Source organism: Streptomyces sp. NPDC032745 (genome assembly GCF_055579465.1).
The window spans coordinates 421,819-436,209 of the sequence record NZ_JBVING010000005.1 but is presented as its reverse complement, the minus strand read 5'-3'; the positions used below and the strand labels follow the sequence as shown (position 1 = coordinate 436,209).

Here is a 14,391-nt window from a genome sequence, read left to right as displayed (position 1 = left end):
GGACATATACGCTCATTCTCGATTGAGGGGACGATCCACTTCGGGAGGCAACATGAGCGAGCAGCCGGTCCTTCTGCCCTATGCCGATCCGGCCTTCGTCGCGGACCCGTTCCCGCTGTACCGGCAACTGCGCGAGGACGGCCCCGTGCGCCGCACCGTCATCGCGGGCGGCCTGGAGGCCTGGCTCGTCACCCGCTACGAAGACGGACTCGCGGCCCTGTCCGATTCCCGCCTCAGCAGCGACGTGCGCGACGCCTCGGACACCCGCATCCTGCGTCAGCTGCCCGCAACGGAGCGCGAGTCGATGATCGGCAACATGCTCCGCAGCGACCCGCCCGACCACACCCGCCTGCGCCGGCTGGTCTCCAAGGCGTTCACCGCCCACCGCGTGGCCGGGATGCGGCCGCGGATCCAGACGATCACCGACCGGCTGCTGGATGCGCTCGTCCCGGCCGGCCGGGCCGAGCTCGTCGCGGACTTCGCGCTGCCGCTCCCGGTCGCGGTGATCAGCGAACTGCTCGGGGTGCCGGTGGACGAGCGGCACGAATTCCAGCACTGGACCGACCGCATGATCAGACGGGGCCAGGAACTGCCGGATCCCGCCGTGGTGAACGAGGCATGGCAGCACATGCGCGCGTACGTCACCCAGCTCATCCGGGACAAGCGGGCAGACCCCGGCGACGACCTGCTCAGCGCCCTGATCACCGCCCGCGACGAGGAACGGCAGCTGACCGAGGACGAGCTGGTCGCCATGGTGTTCCTGCTGCTGGCCGCCGGATACATCACCACGGTCAACCTGATCGGCGGCGGCATCGCCATGCTGCTCACCCACCCCGGCCAGCTCGACCTGCTGCGCTCCGACCCCGAACTGCTGCCCGGCGCGATCGAGGAGTTCCTGCGCTACGACGGCCCGGTCAGCCCCGGCATCGCCCGGTTCGCGCGCGAGGCCGTGGAGATCGCGGGCGTGACCATCCCGCGCGGCGCGACCGTGCTCATCGGCTCGGCCGTCGCCGACCGCGACCCGGCGCGGTTCCCCGACCCCGACCGGCTGGACATCACCCGGCAGGACAACGCCCACCTCGCGTTCGGGCACGGCATCCACTACTGCCTGGGTGCGCCGCTGGCCCGGCTGGAGGGGCAGATCGCCATCGGTACCGCCCTGCGCCGGCTCCCCGGGCTCGCCCTCGCCGTCCCGCCGGACGAGATCCGCTGGCGCCCCGGCGGACTGCGCGGTCCCCAGAGCCTGCCGGTGACCTTCACCCCCGGCGGCCAGGACCCGTCCCGGGGAACGTAGCCCCGCGCTCATGCCGGCGCCGGGCCGCGGCAAGGGCCCGGCGGGACGCCCGCGCGGGGTGGCCGAACGGCCGATGCGGAGGGCCGGGGCGGTGCGGCAGGGTCGACGGGTTGCCCCGGACCGCCCGCCCCTGAAGGAGGCGCCATGCTGCACGCCCTCTACCTCCTCGGCATCGCCGCCTTCGCCGCCTCCGGCGTGCTCGCCGCCCACCGGGCCAACATGGACCCGTTCGGCGGGCTCGTGCTCTCCTTCGCAGCCGCCATCTCCGGCGGCACGCTGCGCGACCTCATCCTCGACCGCCACCCGCTCTACTGGACCCGCGACCTGCACCTGCCCCGCCTCCAGCGGGCCGCCGGCTGATCCCCGTCCTCGCCGCATGACCGCCGTCATCACCCGGTCAAGCGGCTCCCGCACGTCCAAGCCCGCCGGCCGCCGGCCGCCTGTACCCCACCACCCCGTTCTACGAGCACCCTGACCAGCCGAGGTGACCTCGCCCGCCGCGCCGCGTTAGACCCCGTAGCGCGGACCACCGAGCGAGGGAGACCGCATGTACGCCACACCCGCCTCCGCAGCACCGTCCCGCCGCACGTTCCTGCGTGCGGCCTTCACCGCGGCGGTGCTCGCCGCCACCACCGCGGCCCTGGCGCCCGTACTGCGTGCCCGCCGCCCCCGGCAGAACCTCACCCCGGCCCCCCTCACCGAGGAGACGTACCGCGGCCGCCACATCGCCGTCGACCTCGCCGGGGTCCGCATCGACGGCCGCCCCCTGCACGTGATGCGCCGCGCCGACGGCAGCTACCTGAGCGGGATCAACCACTTCCAGTCGTTCGAGACCCCGCTGGAACTGGCCCGCGCCGCCGTCGACGAACTCGGCACCAACCAGCTGGCGTTCGCAGCCCCGCACCACGGCTGACGGACGGACGGGACAGCGCAGACGGAACGGGAGGAGCCCCGCATGTACACCCGGCAGAACCAGAGGAACCTGACCAGCGCCGAGAAGAGGCGGTTCACGGCGGCCGTGCTCGAGCTCAAGCGCAACGGCACGTACGACCAACTCGTGCGCACCCACGACAAGTACTTCGTGCCCGACCGGGACAGCAAGCTCCGCGTCGGGCACATGTCCCCGTCCTTCTTCCCCTGGCACCGGTGCTACCTGCTCCATTTCGAGCGGCTGCTCCAGGACGTCGACCCGGGCGTCTCGGTCCCGTACTGGGACTGGACCACGGACAGCAGCCCGGTCTCCTCCCTCTGGGCCGAGGACTTCCTCGGCGGTACCGGCCGCGAGAGCGACCGCCGGGTGATGACCGGACCGTTCGCCTACGAGAAGGGCAACTGGGAGATCACCGTGGGCATCACGGAGGCCCGCTTCCTCACCCGCAACCTGGGCCGGCCGCAGAACCCGATCGCCCTGCCCACCGCGGCCGAGCTCCAGTGGGCGCTCGACGACCCGGCGTACGACACCTCGCCCTGGGACTCCACGGCGCGAGACGGGGGATTCCGCAACAAGCTGGAGGGCTGGGCCGCGCCGAAGAGCGAGCGCTGGCGCAACCACAACAAGGTGCACCAGTGGATCGGCGGCCACATGACGGGCGGTACGGCCCCCAACGACCCGGCGTTCTGGCTGCACCACGCCTTCGTGGACATGCTCTGGGACCGCTGGCAGCTGAAGCACCCCCGCTCCGGCTACCTGCCCGGGGCCCCGCTCGAACTGGGCGACCTGCAGCGCGGCCGGGTGATCTCCCTCGACGAGCCGATGCCGCCGTGGAACATCACGCCGCGCGACATGCTCAGCCACCAGGGCGTCTACCGCTACGAATGAGATTCCGGCCGGTTCGGCACCGTCAGCCGGACGGCGGAACGAGAGACGCTTCAGCCGTACGGCGGAACGGAAGAAGGGCCCCCGCCGTACGGCGGGGGCCCTCAGCCTTCAGTCCAACCGGTCAAGCCGGCCGACAGGCGCAGGCGGTCAGCCGCCGTAGCCCTCGGTGTGGTGCTTCTCGCCGCCGCCCGACGCGTTGACGCAGGTGTTGCCGAACGCGGGGTTCAGCAGGGCGATCACGTTCACGGTGTTGCCGCAGACGTTGACCGGGACGTGCACCGGAACCTGGAGAAGGTTGCCCGACAGGACACCGGGGGAGCCGACCGCCGCACCGTGCGCTCCGGCATCGGCGACGGCCAGACCGGCACCGGCGGCCAGGGCGCTACCGGCAACAGCGGTGACGGCGACTGCCTTCGCGATACGCGACATCAAGATCTCCTCGTGCGATTGGGGTGCCACAGCGGAGCTGCGGCATTTGACATGGCATACAACGCAGCGGGAGCCGAGCGGTCACGGCCGCTGGGCCTTAGGGATGAAGGAAAATCGCACGGAGGCGAAGAACGGCTCGATCTGGCCGCCGGCACCCGGCTGCAGGACCGCCACGACGTCACCCGTGCAGCCCGGCCCGCGGTAGAGGGTCGCGGTGCTGCGGCTCGTGTTGGTGACGGCCTTCTGACCGCCGCCCTTCGCCCCGACGCAGCCCTGTGGGTCGGTCAGCCCGTGGACCTTGTCGTCCCGGCCGACGTACTGGAAGTCGGGCCCGGCGGCCTGCGCCGCGCCCGTGGCCACGAGCAGGAGCAGGGGGACCGCGCCGGCCCGGGCGAGGCCGCGGACGCCGGGGTGGATACGCATCGATCGCATGCCCGGTCCAACCCGGACCGCCCCCGGCCGGGTCACGCCTTGTCACCCGTCGCAGGCCTGTGCGACCGTTCCCGGGAGGCGGAACAGCGGATTCACCGGAGTCGGCGGAGTCGGCGGAGGAGCGGAAACGATGAGCGCAGCGGGCGGCGGCGGCCGGCCCCGGGTCAGGACCGGGTGCGGCGTGGTCGAGGGCCGGACCGGGCCGGACGGCATCGCCGCCTTCCGGGGCATCCCGTACGCGGCCCCGCCCGTCGGCGCCCTCCGCTTCGCCGCACCGGAGCCCCCGGCCGCCTGGGACGGCGTACGCGACGCCGGCGCGTTCGGGCCCACCGCGCCCAAGGTGCCCTACCCGCCGAAGTTCGCCGCGCTGCTCCCCGACCCGGAGGTCCCCGGGGACGACTGCCTGAACCTCAACGTGTGGACCCCGGACCCGGCCCCCGGAGCCCGGCTGCCCGTCATGGTGTGGCTCCACGGCGGCGCGCTCACCCGCGGCTCCTCGGCCGTCCCCGTCTACGACGGCTCCGCCTTCGCCCGCGACGGGGTGGTGCTCGTCTCCGTCAACTACCGCCTCGGCGTCCTCGGCTACGGCCTGTTCCCCGACGCCCCCGCCAACCGCGGCCTGCTCGACCAGATCGCCGCCCTGACCTGGGTCCGGGAGAACATCGAGGCCTTCGGCGGGGACCCCGGCCGCGTCACCGTCTTCGGCGAGTCCGCCGGGGCCATCAGCGTCGGCGCCCTGCTCGGCGCCCCGCGGGCCGCCGGGCTGTTCGCCGGAGCCGCCCTGCAGAGCGGCGCCCCCGAGGTGCTGGCGCGCGAGAAGGTGCGCACGATGGTCCGGCGGATGGCCTCCCTCCTGAAGGTGCCCGCGACCGCGGAGGCCTTCGCCGCCACCGCCCTGCCCGACCTGCTCGCCGCGCAGGGCGCCGTGCTGCGCCGTTCCGGCCCGCTGGTCGGCGGCCCCGCGTTCGGCCTGGTCACAGACCCGGACACGGTCCCCGGCGACCCGCTCGGGGCCGCGGCGGCCACGGACGTCCCGCTGCTGCTGGGCTGGACCACCGAGGAGTACCGGCTCTGGCTCGCCCCCACCGGCGCGCTCCGGCTGATGGACCGGCTCGGTCCGCTCACCGTGGCCCTGGCCCGTGCCCGCAGCGGCAAGGACCGGGCCGCCGTACGGGCGCTGCGCGCCGCACTCCCGGGGGCGGGCCCGGCCGAGCTCGCGGGGCAGCTGCTCACGGACCGGCTGCTGCGCGACCCGCTGCGCCGGCTCGCCGGGGCGCGGCGGACCGCCTCGAGCTTCCTGTACGAGTTCGGCTGGCCGTCCGGCGTTCCGGAGCTCGGCTCGTGCCACGCCCTGGAGCTGGGCTTCGTGTTCGACACGCTCGACGTGCCGGAGTCCTCCTGGCTGGCCGGGCCGGACGCCCCGCAGGAGCTGGCCGACCGGATGCACGCGGCCTGGGTGCGCTTCGCCGTGACCGGGAACCCGGGCTGGGCGGCCTGGGACGGCAACGGCCCGCCGATGGTGTTCGGCGGGCCGCAGCGCGTGGAGTCGGTCGAACCGGCGGTTACTCCACCGGCCCTTCCATGACCTTGCTGATGAACTGGATCGGCCCCTCGCCCATGTTCGGGACGTAGGTCTTGGCGTTGTGCTGGCCGCCCGGGATGACCCTCAGGCTGGTGTGGATCGGCCCCTTGCCGTACGTCGCGACGAACTTCTGGACATCGGGCAACGTCTTCTTGTTGCTCTCGTTGTCGCCGACCTGGAAGGCGAGGTAGACGTCCGGAGCGCCCTTCTTGTCGATCATGGCCTTCGCCAGCAACTCCGGGTTGTTCTCGGCCTTCTCCTTGTCGTGGCCCTTCCACAACGAGGAGTCGGGCACGATGTCCGGGCCGGAGCAGATCGCGGCCTTGAACTTGTCCGGGTGCTTGAGCACCGCCTTCAGGCTCGCGAAGCCGCCGGTGGAGGAGCCCATGTAGGCCCAGCCGTCACGGGACTTGACGGTGCGGAAGTTCGCCTTCATCAGGTCCGGGACGTCCTCGGTCAGCCAGGTGCCCATCTTGGGCTGGTCGGGGATGTCGGAGCCGTCCCAGTAGACGCCCTTGTCGTCCGGGCCGGGGTTCAGCACGGGCATGGCGAGGATGAACGGCTTGCTCTTGCCCTCTGCGTACCACTTGCTGATGCTGGTCTGGAGCCCCAGGTCGGTGCCCATCCAGTAGTTGTTCGGGTAGCCGGCGCCACCGGGCAGGGCGATCATGACCGGGAAGCCGCTCTTGGCGAACTTCGGGTCGTTGTACTCCTTGGGCGCCCAGACCCACACCTTGCCCTTGAAGCCGGACTTCTTGCCGTCCAGCGTGGTGACGGCCACGTGCGTGCCGTCGGCCAGGGTCATCGAGTTCTTGAACTCGGACTTCGGGCCGGTGGGCATCAGGGCCTTGGAGTTGGCCGCCTGCTTCGCAGTGCCGTCGGTGCCGCCCGCCTTGCCGCCGCCCGCGGCCGGCTGGCCGAAGGAGATGTCCTTGCCCTTGTCGGTGAAGGGGGGTATCTCGAAGTGGTACATCACCCCGGCGGCTATGCCGGCGAGGGCGAGGACGGAGACACCCGCGATCAGCCAGCGCCTGCCCCGGCGCGGTCGCCGCCGGTCGTCCTCGGGCTCCTCCGGCCCGCCGTACGGCGGCTGCGGTGGCCCGTACGGGGGCTCGTGGTGCTGCTGCGGTTCGTACGGCTGCGCGTACGAAGTGCCGTAGGGCTGCTGCTGGTACTGCCCTTCCGACCGGTACGGCTGGTGCTGTCCGTCGGGTGAGTACGACATGTGCGGTTGCTCTCCGGCTGGTGCTGCCCCGTCGGGGGGTGGTCTCTTCTGTTCGAAGGATGAGCCTACGTGCTCCGTGGTTCCCCTTTTTCCCTGCTCTTGGGTTGACCGAGGGCTGGTCGTTGCCGAACACCCCGAAGGCCACCGGAGTTCCCGGGCTGTTCGCCGCACGTCCCTGGCCCATGCACATGCCCCTGGGTATGGTGCGTCCGCGCCGCCCCCAGAACCCCCCTGCCCGGAGGTATTTTCCGTGTTTGGCATGCCCTCGTCACGGTCCCGCCGCAAGGCCGCCCTCGCCACCGCCTTCGGCCTGACCGCCGCCGGTACGGCCCTGTGGGCCGGCATCGGCTCCGCCCAGCCCGCGCACGCGGCCGGCCTGCCGGCCCCCGACCACATCGTCGTCGTGGTCTTCGAGAACCACGCCTACAGCCAGGTCATCGGCAGTTCCAGCGCCCCGTACATCAACTCCCTCAAGAGCGGGGGCGCCAACCTCACGCAGTCGTTCGGCATCACCCACCCCAGCCAGCCCAACTACCTCCAGCTGTTCTCCGGCTCCAACCAGGGCGTCACCGGCGACAGCTGCTACACGCCGGGCTTCAGCTCCGCGCCCAACCTGGCCTCCGAGCTGCTGGCCGCCGGCAAGACCTGGGCCAGCTACAACGAGACCCTCCCCAGCCAGGGCTCCACCACCTGCAGCAGCGGCAAGTACGCGCGCAAGCACAACCCCTGGTTCGCCTTCTCCAACGTGCCCACCAGCACCGCGAAGACCATGACCCAGTTCCCGACGGACTACACCACCCTGCCCAAGGTGTCCTTCGTCGTCCCGAACCTGTGCAACGACATGCACGACTGCTCCGTCGGCACCGGCGACACCTGGCTCAAGAACAACCTCAAGGCCTACGCGGACTGGGCCAAGACCCACAACAGCCTGCTCGTCGTCACCTTCGACGAGGACAACCGGCTCGCCGGCAACAAGATCCCGACCGTCCTGTACGGCCAGCCCGTCACCCCCGGCAGCACGTCGGGCACCACGTACAACCACTACGACATGCTGCGCACCCTGGAAGGCCTGGCGGGCCTGACCGCCCACGCCGGGAACGCGGCCACCGCCAAGGACATCACGGGTATCTGGGCCTCCTGACCATGTACGTTGCGGACAGTCGCGGTACTCCCGCGCCCGCCGTGACCCCCGAGCCGCCGGCCGTCGCCCCGGGCACCAGCCCGGGGCGGCGCGCCGCGCTCGCCCCCACGGTGCTCGCCCTCGGCACGGTCAGCCTGATCACCGACGTCTCCTCCGAGATGGTCACGGCCGTGCTCCCCCTCTACCTCGTCGCCGGCCTCGGCCTCTCCCCGCTCGGCTTCGGGCTGCTCGACGGGCTCTACAACGGCATCAGCGCGCTGGTCCGGCTCACCGGAGGCCACCTCGGCGACCGCTTCGGCCGCCACAAGGCCCTCGCCGGCCTCGGCTACGGCCTCTCGGCCCTGTGCAAACCGCTGCTCCTGCTCGCTCACACCCTGCCCGCCATCGGCGCGGTGCTCGCCCTCGACCGCACCGGCAAGGGCCTGCGCACCGCCCCGCGCGACGCGCTGATCTCCCTGGCCGCCGCCCCCGAGGACCGCGGCCGGGCCTTCGGGGTCCACCGGGCCATGGACACCGCCGGCGCCCTGATCGGGCCGATCCTCGCCTTCCTGATCCTGCGCGGCGCCGCCGACGGCTACGACGCCGTCTTCACGGTCAGCGCCTGCGTCGCCGCTCTCGGCGTGCTCGTGCTCGTCCTCTTCGTCCCCGGGCGCCGCACCGCACCCGCGCCCGGCGCGGAGCCCGTCTCGCTGCGCGCCGCGCTCGGGCTGCTGGGCCGCCGGGACCTGCGCCGGATCAGCCTGTGCGCGCTGCTGCTCGGGCTGTGCACCGTCAGCGACGCCTTCGTCTTCCTGCTGCTCCAGCGCGCCACCGGGATCGCCGACCGCTGGTTCGCGCTGCTGCCGCTGGGCACCGCCGCCGCGTTCTTCCTGCTCGCGCTGCCGCTGGGCCGGCTCGCCGACCGGATCGGCCGCTGGCGCGTCTTCCTCGGCGGCCACCTCGCGCTGCTCCTCGCGTACGGCCTCCTGCTGGCCGGCGGGCACCACCCGAGCCTGCCGTACGCCGTGCTCCTGCTGCACGGCGGCTTCTACGCGGCCACGGACGGCGTCCTGATGGCCGCCGCCGCCGGAGCCGTGCCCGAGGAGCACCGAGGCGGCGGCCTCGCCCTCGTCCAGACCGGCCAGGCCCTCGCCCGTTTCGCCGCCTCGCTCGGCTTCGGCGCCGCCTGGACCGTCTGGGGCGCCCGCCCCGCCCTCGCGGTCGCCGCCGTCCTGCTGGCCGCCGCGGCCGGCGCGTGCGCCCTGCTGCGCCCCGCGGACGCGATGGCCGCCGAGTCCGGCGCCGAGGCCCGGGCCGACTGACTGCCCGGCCGCCTCCGAAGTTCCCCCACATCCCCGAAAGGTCCCCATGACCCTCCAACGCCGGATCCTGATCCTCGTCTGCGCCGTCGCACTGCTCGCCGCGGTGGGGGTGCTCGCCGTCGTACGGGCCTCCTCACGGGCCGAGGAGAAGAACCAGACCCAGGCCGGCGGCCCGCAGATCAGCCGGGGCGAGGTGTCCCTGGCCCCGGGCGGGGCCGGGCGGCGGATCGTGTTCCGGAACATGGCGTGGGGCCCGCACCGCGACGAGCTCGCCACCGTCCCCGCCGCCGCACCCCAGGGCCCGCGTACCGCCTCCGGCGTGAGCTGCCTGCGCTTCCACTCGGCGGCCGGCACCGGGATCTGCCTCCAGGCCGACAAGGGCGGGGTCCAGGAGAGCTACCGGGCCGTCGTCCTCGACGCCCGCCTCAAGGAGGTCTCCGCACACCCGCTGGCCGGCATCCCCACCCGCGCCCGGGTCTCGCCAGGCGGCCACCTCGCCGCCTGGACGGTCTTCGTCGGCGGGGACTCGTACGCCGGGACGAACTTCTCCACCCGCACCTCGCTGCTCGACCTGCGCACGGGCAGGCTCGACGCCTCGCTGGAGGACTTCGCGATCCGCAAGGACGGCAAGGCGTACCGCAACGCCGACGTCAACTTCTGGGGCGTGACCTTCGCCGCCGACGAGCGGACCTTCTACGCGACGCTCGCCACCGGCGGCCAGACCTACCTGGTCCGCGGCGACCTCGCCGAACGCACCGTGACCACGCTCCGCGAGAATCTGGAATGCCCGTCGCTGTCGCCCGACGGGACCCGGCTGGTGTTCAAGAAGCGGGTGCCCGGCCTGTCGGCCGACGCCCCGTGGCGGCTGTACGCGCTGGACCTGGCCTCGATGCAGGAGACCCCGCTCGCGGAGGAGCGCAGCGTGGACGACCAGGTGGTGTGGACGGACGACAAGACGGTCGTCTACTCCCTGCCGGGCGACTTCGGCGCCGACCTGTACGCCGTACCGGCCGACGGCAGCGGCGCTCCCACCCCGCTGATGGCCTCGGCCCTCGCCCCGGCCTTCCTCGGCTGACGCCGCAAGGAAGGGCCGGGGCGGGGTCCGCCGGCGGGGACCGCTGCGCCGATGTGCAGGACCGTTACGCCGAATGCAGGACCGTTACGCCGGGATCAGCGTCTTGCGTCGCCGCTTGCGCTGGGCCCCCGCGGACAGCCTCAGCTCGATGATCGACCGCACGGCCGGCCACTCCTCGTCGAGGATCGAGTAGAAGGCGGTACTGCGCACGGCGCCGTCGAGCCCCCGCGAATGGGCCCGGCGGACCCCCTCGCAGGTGAATCCGAGCCGCTCCATCGCGGCGCGCGAGCGCCCGTTGCGGGCGTCGGCGCGCAGCGAGATGCGGCGGACGCCCCAGGTCTCGAAGGCATGGCGGAGCATGAGCAGCTTCGCCTCGGTGTTGATGCCCGTCCCCTGGGCGCCCGGGGACAGCCAGGTATTCCCGATCTCGGCGGCATCGGGGATCGCCGTCGCCGGATCACCGAACGGGACGCCCGGCACCGCGGGCCACACCAGCGGTCCCTGCCAGTAGTCGAGTTCCAGGAACCGGGTCGAACCGACGACCCGGCCGTCGGTGGCTCTGACCACCGCGAAGGGGAGCGATCGACCCGCCGCCTGATCTGCGAGGGCGCGGTCGATGTACTCGTGGGACGCCTGCACCCCATGGGGTACGGGGGTGAAGGCGTAAGTCGTACGATCCTCGGCCCCGGCCACGGCCAAGGCCTCGGTGTGGTGGGGGGCGAGGGGCTCGAGCCGCACGGTGCGGCCGGCGAGGAGTACGGGTACGGGCACGGAGCCTTCGGTCCTTCTGGGCGGTGGGGTGGTTGCACAGTGTGCGCTCCTGACGTCGCCCCCCGTGCAAAACACGAGTGAAAGGCAACGGGCTGTCAGGTGAACGCGAGTGGCTCAATGTAGCCCCTAAATCTCCTCTCATGAACCCCCAAATTGGCAACGTCACGGCCATCTTTTTCGATGACTTTGGTCCCCGGCCGGGAGCGTCCGTAATCCTGATCCGCGGACAACCGTTCCACCGCACGGCGAGGGCCCCCCGGACGGCGGCCCCGACGACCTTCGACTGTCGTGCAAACAACCTCTGACCTGCGAGGATGTGAGGATGACCGGGCGCGCCCGCGGAAGGTCCCGACCGTCGGCCCGGCGGATGGTCCCGGGCCTCTGGCCGGCCGCCCGGACATCGAACAAACGGCCGTCGGTGATGTGTCCGCGGGCGGGTGCCGGGGCCGTGCGCGGCAGTGCTTGGCGGCCCGCGTGAAGTGGCCCGACGGATCGGGGGCAGATTGGGCCGATCTGTTGGGCCATTCGGCTGGTCGGACGGCGCCGCGCCGCCCGGCCGCCGCCCGGCTGAGCGATTCCGTCGGAGGCGGCGCCTACTCCGTGTGTTCGATCCCCTACTTCACCCGGGTGGCCGCCCGCCCCCTACGCGATGGGCCCGGCGGTGAAGACGGTCCGGCGGCGACGCTCCGGCTGCGGTAGACCGTCGGGGGCGGCCGTCAACTTCGCGGGCGCCGGCAAACCCTGGCTTCACCGCGGCGGGCCGCGCCTTCGCTCCGGTCGCCCGCGGGCTCTTCCGCTGGGCGTTCGTGACGCTCGACCCGGCGACTGCCGGCCGGGAGCGCGCGCCGGACCCGGCCGCCGGCGCCCGATCCGGCCGCCTGCCCCTTACCGTCCCCAACACACCGTTCCCGCACCGAGCTTCACGGAAAGACGAGACACCCCCCACCATGTCCGTATCCCGCATCACCTTCCTCGAGGGCCAGGCCGGCCAGGGCGCCGCCCTCGCCCGGATCGCCGACCGCGTCCGCAGCCAGCTGGCCTCCCCGGAGCGCGCCGCGCTGCGCGCCGCCCGGCGCCCCCTGTTCACCGGCATCGGCGCCTCGTACGCCGCCCTCGCCGTCCCCGTACAGCAGTTGCGGAAGGCCGGGGTCGTCACCCAGCGCGTCCTGTCCAGCGAGCTCGAGAACGGCACCGCCGGCTTCGACACCGACTGCCTGATCGCCGTCTCCCAGGGCGGCCGCAGCCGCGAGACCATCGCCGCCTGCCGGTCCGCCGCCCCCGGCATCACGAGGACCGCACTGCTCAACGTCTTACCGTCGCGGCTCGGCGAGCTCGCCGACCTCACCGTGGGCCTCGGCAACGAGCCCGACTCGTGCGCCTCGACCATCGGCTACACCGGCACGGTCGTCGCCCTCGACCTGATCGCCGGGGCCATCGCGGGCCGCGCGCGGGATCCGTGGGGCGCCATCGCCGAGCAGACCGCCGCAGTCCACGCGCAGGCCGCCGAGGTGGTCGCGGGCCTGCGCGAGCGCGGCGCCCGCTGCATCGCCTCCGACACGGTGGCGGCCGGGGCCTCGCGCGCCTCGGCCGAGGAGGGTGCGCTGCTGCTGCGCGAGGTGGCCCGGATGACCGCGGCCGCCTCGGCGACCCGCAAATACCTGCACGGGGAGATGGAGTCGGCGGGCAACACCCTCCACCTCGTCTTCGGCGACGGCCGCGAGATCGAGCTGGCCCGTTCGCTGGCCGGCGCCGGGCACCTCACGCTGCTGCTGACGACGGCCCGGGCCGAGCCGGCGGACAGCCTGTCGGTGATCCGCCTCCCCGAGGTCCCGGACGCCGTGCGCGTGGTGCTGGAGACGGTGGTCCTGCAGGAGCTGGTGGCGCGGCTCAGTGCCGAACGGGGCGTACCGATCGAGTCGTCCGTCTTCGCCCACCACGACACGAAGTGGCCCGACCCCAGGGCTGCTGCGGGGAACGCCGGGCCCCCGGCGCCGGTGGCCCCGTGCAGGCCGTGAGCCGCCGGGCCGTCGCCGCCTGAGATCATCCGTGCATGGACTTCGTGACGGAACTGGCCCGCTTCGCGGCCACGGGGAGGCTCGGCGCCTTCCACGTCGGCGCGCACCTGCACGACCTGGTCGCCGCGCACGGCGAGCCGGACTGCGCGTGGCCCGTGTACCCGCGGCGGCGGTGGCCGCACTGGTTCCACCACGGGAGCCTGGAGAACGTGTACTGCCGGTGCCGTCTGCTGCACTCGATGAGCCTGGACACCTGGCGTGATGCGGTGGAGATCCCGGGCCCCGGCGCGGGGGAGTCGTACCGCGGACCGGTGTCCGTCACCGAGTCCCGGCTCACCGCGGCGCTCGCCGGCGCCGGGGTCACCTGGCGTACCGAGTGGTCCGAGCGGCTTCCGGAGCAGCGGACCCTGTACACGGAGCCCGTGCCGCAGACCGTGGTGAGCTTCGTCTTCGTGGCCCGCTGCTGCGACACGGAACCGATCGCGGAGGACTGGCCGCTGCACACGGTCTCCTCGTACGCCCTGGACCACCGGGAGTGCCCGGAGGCCGACCCCGCTCTGCCCGACGACGGATACGGAGCCTGAGATGGAGGACGTGCTGCGCCGGCTGGCCGCCGTCGGGCCCTTCTTCGCCGTGCCGTACGGGCAGGAGCCGCCCGGGGACGGCTTCCGGCCGCTCGGCGAGCTCTACGGGGCACAACTCGAGCCGTACGTCGCCGAGGTGGGGCGGCGGATCCGGAGCGGGCCCGGCCGCGTCGCGGCGTCGACCGCGCAGTTCGGGATCGCCTCGCGGCTCTGGTCGCTGGGGCTGGGCTGCGCCGCGCTGGGCGGGCGGATCCCGGACCTGGGGGCCGAGCGGGTGTGGTGGCGGCTGCCCGCGGCGGGGTCGCTCGAGCTGTGGCTGCCCGAGCCCGCCGCGGGAGCCCTGCCGGCCGGGACGCTCGGGGAGAGCGTGCTCGGCAACCTCGGGGTTCTGGACGCCCGCCTGCGGGAACGGTACGGGGTATCGCCCAAGGTGCTGCGCGGGAACGCCGCGTCGGGGCTGGTCGGGGCGCTGCGGGTGCTGCTCGACCGGGTTCCGGGCGGCCCGGCGGTGTCCTTGGCCGCGGAGCTGCTGGCCGAGGGCGGGGCGCTCGGCGGGACCGGCACGTTCATCCACGAAGAGGGGCTCGGGGTGGCCTTCGTACGGCGCAGCTGCTGCCTCTACTACCAGGTGCCCGGCGGCGGACTCTGCGGGGACTGCGTGCTGCGGACCAGGTAGCCGGACAGGGCCGTTCGGAGCAGCCGAGGGTGTGGCGGGCGCCGATC

Annotated in this window: 15 protein-coding genes; 11 read left to right on the top strand and 4 right to left on the bottom strand. The window is 73.1% G+C overall.

Going from position 1 to position 14,391, the window contains the following annotated elements; translation table 11 throughout:
- Nucleotides 1-52: 52 nt before the first annotated feature.
- The 4 genes from ACZ5WG_RS16230 to ACZ5WG_RS16215 all read left to right on the top strand — a co-directional run bounded on the left by ACZ5WG_RS16230 (nt 53) and on the right by ACZ5WG_RS16215 (nt 3,113).
- Nucleotides 53-1,294, top strand: coding sequence for a cytochrome P450 family protein (locus ACZ5WG_RS16230; protein WP_468723653.1), 1,242 nt, complete (start codon nt 53-55; stop codon nt 1,292-1,294).
- Between the two features lie 144 nt (nt 1,295-1,438).
- Entirely contained in the window at nt 1,439-1,654 is a 216-nt protein-coding gene (locus ACZ5WG_RS16225) for a trimeric intracellular cation channel family protein (RefSeq protein ID WP_468723651.1), read from the top strand.
- A 187-nt stretch (nt 1,655-1,841) separates the two neighbouring features.
- Nucleotides 1,842-2,207, top strand: a complete 366-nt coding sequence (locus ACZ5WG_RS16220; protein WP_468723649.1) for a tyrosinase family oxidase copper chaperone — start codon at nt 1,842-1,844, stop codon at nt 2,205-2,207.
- Between the two features lie 42 nt (nt 2,208-2,249).
- On the top strand, nt 2,250-3,113 hold the full coding sequence (locus tag ACZ5WG_RS16215) for a tyrosinase family protein (protein ID WP_468723648.1): 864 nt from the start codon (nt 2,250-2,252) through the stop codon (nt 3,111-3,113).
- A gap of 147 nt (nt 3,114-3,260) precedes the next feature.
- Here the strand turns inward: ACZ5WG_RS16215 and ACZ5WG_RS16210 are convergent, their stop codons facing one another.
- Entirely contained in the window at nt 3,261-3,542 is a 282-nt protein-coding gene (locus tag ACZ5WG_RS16210; RefSeq protein WP_468723646.1) for a chaplin, read from the bottom strand.
- An 81-nt stretch (nt 3,543-3,623) separates the two neighbouring features.
- Complete coding sequence (locus ACZ5WG_RS16205) at nt 3,624-3,974, bottom strand: hypothetical protein (protein WP_468723644.1); 351 nt, start codon at nt 3,972-3,974, stop codon at nt 3,624-3,626.
- A gap of 130 nt (nt 3,975-4,104) precedes the next feature.
- On the opposite strand from ACZ5WG_RS16205, the gene ACZ5WG_RS16200 reads away from it, so the two are divergent.
- Complete coding sequence (locus ACZ5WG_RS16200) at nt 4,105-5,559, top strand: carboxylesterase/lipase family protein (RefSeq protein ID WP_468723643.1); 1,455 nt, start codon at nt 4,105-4,107, stop codon at nt 5,557-5,559.
- On the opposite strand, the gene ACZ5WG_RS16195 is transcribed toward ACZ5WG_RS16200, so the two are convergent.
- Complete coding sequence (locus ACZ5WG_RS16195) at nt 5,537-6,781, bottom strand: alpha/beta hydrolase (protein ID WP_468723641.1); 1,245 nt, start codon at nt 6,779-6,781, stop codon at nt 5,537-5,539. The two genes, ACZ5WG_RS16200 and ACZ5WG_RS16195, sit on opposite strands and share 23 nt — an antisense overlap.
- 259 nt (nt 6,782-7,040) lie before the next feature.
- On the opposite strand from ACZ5WG_RS16195, the gene ACZ5WG_RS16190 reads away from it, so the two are divergent.
- From ACZ5WG_RS16190 to ACZ5WG_RS16180, 3 genes are read left to right on the top strand one after another with little or no spacing between them, the layout of a single operon-like run.
- Nucleotides 7,041-7,922, top strand: coding sequence for an alkaline phosphatase family protein (locus ACZ5WG_RS16190; RefSeq protein ID WP_468723639.1), 882 nt, complete (start codon nt 7,041-7,043; stop codon nt 7,920-7,922).
- Between the two features lie 2 nt (nt 7,923-7,924).
- Nucleotides 7,925-9,223, top strand: coding sequence for an MFS transporter (locus ACZ5WG_RS16185; RefSeq protein ID WP_468723638.1), 1,299 nt, complete (start codon nt 7,925-7,927; stop codon nt 9,221-9,223).
- A gap of 46 nt (nt 9,224-9,269) precedes the next feature.
- Nucleotides 9,270-10,298, top strand: a complete 1,029-nt coding sequence (locus ACZ5WG_RS16180) for a TolB family protein (protein WP_468723636.1) — start codon at nt 9,270-9,272, stop codon at nt 10,296-10,298.
- Nucleotides 10,299-10,382: 84 nt separating this feature from the next.
- Here ACZ5WG_RS16180 and ACZ5WG_RS16175 read toward each other — a convergent pair whose 3' ends face one another.
- Nucleotides 10,383-11,069, bottom strand: coding sequence for a GNAT family N-acetyltransferase (locus ACZ5WG_RS16175; protein ID WP_053789887.1), 687 nt, complete (start codon nt 11,067-11,069; stop codon nt 10,383-10,385).
- A gap of 947 nt (nt 11,070-12,016) precedes the next feature.
- Here ACZ5WG_RS16175 and ACZ5WG_RS16170 point away from each other — a divergent pair.
- Genes ACZ5WG_RS16170 through ACZ5WG_RS16160 form a run of 3 tightly spaced genes read left to right on the top strand, consistent with a single transcriptional unit; the run spans nt 12,017 to nt 14,344 of the window.
- On the top strand, nt 12,017-13,084 hold the full coding sequence (locus ACZ5WG_RS16170) for an SIS domain-containing protein (RefSeq protein WP_468723634.1): 1,068 nt from the start codon (nt 12,017-12,019) through the stop codon (nt 13,082-13,084).
- Nucleotides 13,085-13,119: 35 nt separating this feature from the next.
- Nucleotides 13,120-13,668: a hypothetical protein gene (locus ACZ5WG_RS16165; RefSeq protein WP_468723633.1), complete on the top strand. Its 549-nt coding sequence runs from the start codon at nt 13,120-13,122 to the stop codon at nt 13,666-13,668.
- A gap of 1 nt (nt 13,669) precedes the next feature.
- Nucleotides 13,670-14,344, top strand: a complete 675-nt coding sequence (locus ACZ5WG_RS16160; protein ID WP_468723632.1) for a (2Fe-2S)-binding protein — start codon at nt 13,670-13,672, stop codon at nt 14,342-14,344.
- Nucleotides 14,345-14,391: the final 47 nt, after the last annotated feature.

Bases quoted from the DNA above. Each gene is read 5' to 3' on its own strand.
- ACZ5WG_RS16230 (WP_468723653.1), top strand. From the start codon at position 53: ATGAGCGAGCAGCCGGTCCTTCTGCCCTATGCCGATCCGGCCTTCGTC.
- ACZ5WG_RS16225 (WP_468723651.1), top strand. From the start codon at position 1,439: ATGCTGCACGCCCTCTACCTCCTCGGCATCGCCGCCTTCGCCGCCTCC.
- ACZ5WG_RS16220 (WP_468723649.1), top strand. From the start codon at position 1,842: ATGTACGCCACACCCGCCTCCGCAGCACCGTCCCGCCGCACGTTCCTG.
- ACZ5WG_RS16215 (WP_468723648.1), top strand. From the start codon at position 2,250: ATGTACACCCGGCAGAACCAGAGGAACCTGACCAGCGCCGAGAAGAGG.
- ACZ5WG_RS16210 (WP_468723646.1), bottom strand. From the start codon at position 3,542: ATGTCGCGTATCGCGAAGGCAGTCGCCGTCACCGCTGTTGCCGGTAGC.
- ACZ5WG_RS16205 (WP_468723644.1), bottom strand. From the start codon at position 3,974: ATGCGATCGATGCGTATCCACCCCGGCGTCCGCGGCCTCGCCCGGGCC.
- ACZ5WG_RS16200 (WP_468723643.1), top strand. From the start codon at position 4,105: ATGAGCGCAGCGGGCGGCGGCGGCCGGCCCCGGGTCAGGACCGGGTGC.
- ACZ5WG_RS16195 (WP_468723641.1), bottom strand. From the start codon at position 6,781: ATGTCGTACTCACCCGACGGACAGCACCAGCCGTACCGGTCGGAAGGG.
- ACZ5WG_RS16190 (WP_468723639.1), top strand. From the start codon at position 7,041: ATGCCCTCGTCACGGTCCCGCCGCAAGGCCGCCCTCGCCACCGCCTTC.
- ACZ5WG_RS16185 (WP_468723638.1), top strand. From the start codon at position 7,925: ATGTACGTTGCGGACAGTCGCGGTACTCCCGCGCCCGCCGTGACCCCC.
- ACZ5WG_RS16180 (WP_468723636.1), top strand. From the start codon at position 9,270: ATGACCCTCCAACGCCGGATCCTGATCCTCGTCTGCGCCGTCGCACTG.
- ACZ5WG_RS16170 (WP_468723634.1), top strand. From the start codon at position 12,017: ATGTCCGTATCCCGCATCACCTTCCTCGAGGGCCAGGCCGGCCAGGGC.
- ACZ5WG_RS16165 (WP_468723633.1), top strand. From the start codon at position 13,120: ATGGACTTCGTGACGGAACTGGCCCGCTTCGCGGCCACGGGGAGGCTC.
- ACZ5WG_RS16160 (WP_468723632.1), top strand. From the start codon at position 13,670: ATGGAGGACGTGCTGCGCCGGCTGGCCGCCGTCGGGCCCTTCTTCGCC.